Genomic DNA, 5,568 nt, shown 5'->3' on the forward strand with positions numbered 1-5,568 from the left:
TGAGCGCAACCCATCCTTCTTCTGCCGCCGCCGTGGCAAGGGCTCGCGGGGTTGCCTCGATCGCGCCCGCAAGCCTGGCGCGGCTGGGCGTGTGGAATGGGGATGACTGGCGATCGGCCCATGATGACGGGGCCGCCTGCGCCCTGCCGTCGGGCCACGAGAGGCTGGATGCCGAGTTGCCCGGCGGCGGCTGGCCGGTGGGTGGGATGTCCGAGATTCTGCTGCCGGCCTTCGCGCATCCTGAATGGAGCCTGGTGAGCCATGCGCTGGCGCAGGCGCTGTCACGGCAGCCAAGGCACCATGCGGTGCTGGTGGCTCCGCCGTGGCAGATGTTCGTTCCGTTTGCCGAGACGGCGGGGATTGCGGCGCGGCAATTGTGCTGCGTGCATCCCGGGCGGGCGGAGCGTGGATTGCCGCGCGCGGCGGGTGATGACGGCGGCATGTGGGTGAGCGAGCAGGCGCTCAAGTGCCGCGACGTGGCGGCGGTGCTCGCCTGGCTGCCCGATGCGCCACCGCAAGCGCTGCGCCGCCTGCAGCTGCTGGCCGCGCAGCAGCGGCGGATGCTCTGGGTGTTCCGGCCCGAGCGGGCGCGCATGCAGTCTTCTCCCGCGCCCTTGCGGCTGTGGCTGAAGCTGCAGGAAAAGCGGCTGCTCGTGCATGTGATCAAGCGGCGCGGCCCGCCGCTGGACGAGCCCGTGGAGCTTCCCTTCTTGTCGGCAAGACTGATGGCCGAACTGGCCGCGCAGTCCAGGCGCAAGGCCGAGGCCCGGGCGGATGCGGCGGCGCTCCTGGATGCGCTTGGATCAGGCGGGGCCAGGGCACCATCGCGGGAGAAGCACCATGCATTGGATGGCGTGGCGTCTGCCTCTTTGCGATGAAACGCTTGCCGCCATGCCCGCGCAGGCGGTGCGCGAGCATGGCTGGTGGGCGCTGCATTTCACGCCCAACGTCGCGGTCCTCGACGAGGCCCTGCTGCTCGACGTGGCAAGCGCCGAGCGGCTTTGGGGCGGCCGTGCCGCGTTGCGGCGCCTGCTGCTGGCGCACGCGCCGGTGTCCTCGCCCGCACCGGATGGGCAAGGCGCGGCCCCGCACCCGCGCAGCCAATGGGCGGAAGGCCGGACCGCCATGCAGGCGCTTGCGCTGCTGCGCCTCAAGCAGGCGGGCCAGGAACTGCCGGCATGCGTGCCTGACGGGCTGCCCATGCACACGGTCACCGCGCTGCGGCCTCATCTGGCAACACTGAGCAACCTGGGTTGCCGGACACTGGGGGACGTGCGCGCGCTGCCGCGCGCAGGTGTCGCGCGCAGGCTGGGTGAGCCCTGCCTGATCGCGCTCGATCAGTTGTGGGGCGAGCGGGCCTGCCCGCTTTCCTGGATCGACCCGCCAGAGCATTTCGAGCTGGAGCTGGAACTGCCGTACCTCGCCGCGGCCTGCGCCGATCTGATGCACCCGGCGGAGCATCTGCTGTCCGTGCTGCAACGCTGGCTGCGCACCCGCCACCTGGGCGTGCTGCGGCTGCGGCTGTGCTGGCGCCATGACCTGCGGCGGCTCGATGGCGTGGATGTTCCGGCGTGGGGCGGGATGGAGCTGCGCACGGCCGATCCGCTGCAGGAGCTGTCGCATCTGCGCCGCCTGCTGGCCGAGCGGATGGCGCACCAGCGGCTGGCGGCGCCGGTCAATCGCGTGTCGATGAAGACGCTGCAAACACAGGCCTTCCAGTCAGGCAGCGCCAGTTGGCTGCCCGGGTCTGCGGATGAGCGCGGCGGCGAGCCGTGGAGCCAGTTTGTCGAGCGGGTCGGCGCACGCCTGGGCGACGCGTGCCTGCGCGTGCCGCGGCGGCGCGAGGATCATCGGCCCGAGCACATGCAGCTTTGGCAAAGCGCGGGCAGCGTCATGCGGCAGCCAGGCCCGCCAATCCCGTCAGGCCCGCGCGCGGGGATGGCCGCAGAGGCCGATCCCCGCGCGGCGTTATGGCCCGCATGGCTCCTGCCGCAGCCGCGGTTGCTCACGGTGCGCCAGCACAAGCCTTGTCTGAACGGCCAGGCGCTGCGCCTCATGGCCGGGCCGGAGCGCTTTGAAAGCGGCTGGTGGGAGCCGGAGGACGCTCCGCCTCCAGAGCACGCCGCCGGCCCGCAGCCCGCGCCGGGCCTGGCCAAGCGGGAGTATTTCGTGGCCTGCAACGCCGCATCGGGCTGGGTCTGGGTGTTCCGCGAAACCAGCACGCACGACTGGTATCTGCACGGCATGTATGGATGAGCCGCCATGCGTGATGACGACTGCGCGCCCCAGCCCGCATCCCCGGCCTTGCCGGAGTATGCGGAGCTGCATTGCCTGAGCAATTTCAGCTTTCAGCGCGGCGCATCGCATCCCGGTGAACTGGTGGAGCGGGCCGCGCGCCTGGGCTATGCCGCGCTCGCCATCACCGACGAATGCTCGGTGGCGGGCGTCGTGCGAGCATGGCTGGCGGCGCGGCAACTGGCAAAGGAAGGCGAGGAACAACGACAGAACGGGCGGAAAGAGCAGGCTGGCCAGGACACGGCGCGAGCGCCGGGGGACTTCCGGCTCCGGCTGCTGTATGGCAGTGAGTTCCGCTTTGACCACCTGCGCATCGTCGCCATCGCGCGCGATCTGCGGGGCTGGGGCGGCCTGTGCGAGTTCATCACCGCCGCGCGCGCAGCCGCGCCCAAGGGCTCCTACCGTTTGACCGCGCGTTCACCCTGGCTGCTTCTGCACGGCTGCGAGCTGCTGATCGTGCCCGATCGCGCGGCGTTCATGAAGGATGCTCCCGATGACGCCGCCCTGATGCTCGCTCTTGAGCGCGCTCGCGCCATGCTGGGCCGCGATTTCCATCTGGCCGTGGAACTGCACAAGCAGTCCGGCGACAGCCTGTGGCTGCAGATGCTGCGGCAGGTGGGCGAGCGGCTGCGCGTTCCGTTGATTGCGGCGGGCGGCGTGCTCATGCATGAGCGTCCGCGCAAGCCGTTGCTCGACGTGATCACCGCCGTGGGACTGAACCGCAGCGTGGCGGAATGCGGCCATGCCCTGGAAGCGAACGCCGAGCGGCGCCTGCGAACGCGCGCGCAACTGGCGGCCCTGTATCCGCCGCGCCTGCTGTCGGCCACGCTGGAGGTGGCCAGGCGCTGCACTTTCAGGCTGGAACAGATTCGCTACAACTATCCCCTGGAGACGGTGCTGCCCGGCAAGACGGCGCAGCAGACCCTGGCATGGCTGACGTGGGAGGGCGCGCGTGGCCGGTATCCGCTGGGCATTCCGCTGGATATACAGAACCAGATCCACAACGAGCTCGACCTGATCGCCGATCTCGGCTACGAGATGTATTTCCTCACCGTGCATGACATCGTCCGGTTCGCGCGCTCGCGCAACATCCTGTGCCAGGGGCGCGGCTCGGCGGCCAATTCGGTGGTCTGCTATTTCCTCGGGATCACGGCGGTCGACCCCCGGGACGGCAACCTGCTGTTCGAGCGTTTCATCAGCAGGGAGCGCAAGGAGCCGCCGGACATCGACGTCGATTTCGAGCACGAAAGGCGAGAGGAGGTCATCCAGTACATCTATGAAAAATACGGGCAGGAGCGCGCCGCGATCACGGCCGTGGTCATCGCCTACCGGCTGCGCAGCGCGCTGCGGGACGTGGGCAAGGCGCTGGGCATAGCGCCCGCGTTGGTGGATGCGTTCGCCAAGGATCACCATTGGTTCGATGACGGGGCCGCCGAGGATCGCCTGCAGGGGCTGGCGCGCGACGTGGGCGAGAGCATCAGCGCGCATTGCGCGCACTGGTGGCTTCGGCTCACCAGGGAGCTGCATCGGTTTCCGCGCCATCTGAGCCAGCATGTCGGAGGCTTCGTGCTCACGCAGGACAAGCTCACTCGCCTTGTCCCGATCGAGCCGGCGAGCATGTCCGGGCGCTCGGTCATCCAGTGGGACAAGGATGATCTGGATGCGCTGAATCTGCTCAAGGTGGATGTGCTTGCGCTCGGAATGCTGACGGCGCTGCGGCGCTGCCTTGACATGCGCAACAGCATCCGTGATGAAGCCTGGGCGCTTCTCGACAACATCCCCCGGCATGATCCCGCCACCTACGAGATGATTTGCGCGGCGGACACCATAGGCGTCTTCCAGATCGAAAGCCGCGCGCAGATGAGCATGCTGCCGCGCCTGCGGCCGCGCGTGTTCTACGATCTGGTGGTGGAGGTGGCCATCGTGCGTCCCGGGCCGATCCAGGGCGGCATGGTGCATCCCTATCTGCTGGCGCGCGAGCGCCGCGCGCGGGGCCAGCCGCTGACGCTGGAAAAGCCCGAACTGAAAGACGCGCTCGAGCGCACGCTCGGCATCCCGATCTTTCAGGAGCAGGTCATGCAGATCGCCATGGCCGCGGCGAATTTCACTGCCACCGAAGCCGACGCGCTGCGCCGCTCGATGGCCGCGTGGAAGCGCACCGGCGGCGTGCATCATTTCAAGGACCGGGTGATCGAGGGCATGGTCGCCAATGGATACCGGCGCGAATTCGCCGAGCAGATCTTTCAGCAAATGCTGGGCTTTGGCGAATACGGCTTTCCCGAAAGCCATGCCTACAGCTTTGCGATGCTGGCCTACGCCAGCGCCTGGCTCAAGCGGCATGAGCCGGCGTGCTTCCTGGCCGCGCTGCTCAATTCGCAGCCGATGGGTTTCTATACGCCGTCGCAACTGGTGCAGGATGCGCGCCGCCACGGCGTGCGCGTGCTGCCGGTGGATGTCACGCGCAGCGATCTGCAATGCACGCTCGAGGGGCCGCCCGGCGCGATTCGCGGCATCCGGCAGCTTCAGCCGGCGGTGCGCCTGGGCCTGAACTTCGTGGCATGCCTTGCGGGCGCGGCCGCCGCGCGCCTGCTGCAGGCGCGTGCGCAGGCGCCCTTCGAGAGCACGCAGGACCTTGCGTTGCGCGCGCGGCTGGACCGGCACGACCTGCAGGCCCTGGCGGCGGCGGATGCGCTGGCCGGTCTTTCTGGCCATAGACGCCAGCAAATGTGGGATGCCGCCGCCCAACTGGCCGCGCCGCCGCTGCTGAGGAATGCGCCCACCCACGAGGATCGCCTGGAACTGCCCGAGGCCGCAGAGGGCGAGGCGATTGTGTTCGACTACGCGGCCACCGGGCTCACGCTGCGCCGCCATCCGCTGGCCTTGCTGCGCGAGCGGCTGGCGCGCTGGCGCATCCGAACGGCGGCGCAGTTGCTCGCGACGCCGGATGGGCGCCGCGTGCGCGCGGCCGGCATCGTCACCGTCCGGCAGCGGCCCGGAACGGCCAAGGGCACCATGTTCGTCTCGCTCGAGGACGAAACCGGGGTGGTGAACGTGGTGGTCTGGCCGTCGGTGCTCGAACAATGGCGCGAGCCGCTGCTGCGCTCACGCATGCTGGTTGTGGAGGGCGTCTGGCAATGCAGCAGCGGCACGGGCGAGGGCGCCTCGCGGTACGCCACGCGGCATCTCATTGCGCAGCGGGTGAAGAATCTCTCGCCGCTGCTGGGGCGGCTGGCCCCGGTGCTGGGCGGCAGCCGGGATTTTCATTGAAGCGGG

At 69.3% G+C, this 5,568-nt stretch carries 3 protein-coding genes; all 3 read left to right on the top strand.

Annotated features, from left to right (window positions below):
* Positions 1–878 (top strand): translesion DNA synthesis-associated protein ImuA (gene imuA / locus ABWP92_RS16055; protein ID WP_353236409.1); only part of this gene is annotated, 878 nt, incomplete at its 5' end.
* A complete protein-coding gene (locus ABWP92_RS16060; RefSeq protein ID WP_353236410.1) occupies positions 841–2,256 on the top strand; it encodes a DNA polymerase Y subunit UmuC family protein in 1,416 nt (471 codons plus the stop codon). The genes imuA and ABWP92_RS16060, both read left to right, overlap by 38 nt.
* 6 nt (positions 2,257–2,262) lie before the next feature.
* A complete protein-coding gene (locus ABWP92_RS16065; protein ID WP_353236411.1) occupies positions 2,263–5,562 on the top strand; it encodes an error-prone DNA polymerase in 3,300 nt (1,099 codons plus the stop codon).
* Positions 5,563–5,568: the final 6 nt, after the last annotated feature.

The sequence above is a fragment of the Diaphorobacter ruginosibacter genome, assembly GCF_040396215.1.
Lineage (GTDB): Bacteria > Pseudomonadota > Gammaproteobacteria > Burkholderiales > Burkholderiaceae_C > Diaphorobacter_A > Diaphorobacter_A ruginosibacter_A.

Coding starts and splice junctions, on each gene's coding strand:
- ABWP92_RS16060 (WP_353236410.1), top strand. CDS start 841: ATGCATTGGATGGCGTGGCGTCTGCCTCTTTGCGATGAAACGCTTGCC.
- ABWP92_RS16065 (WP_353236411.1), top strand. CDS start 2,263: ATGCGTGATGACGACTGCGCGCCCCAGCCCGCATCCCCGGCCTTGCCG.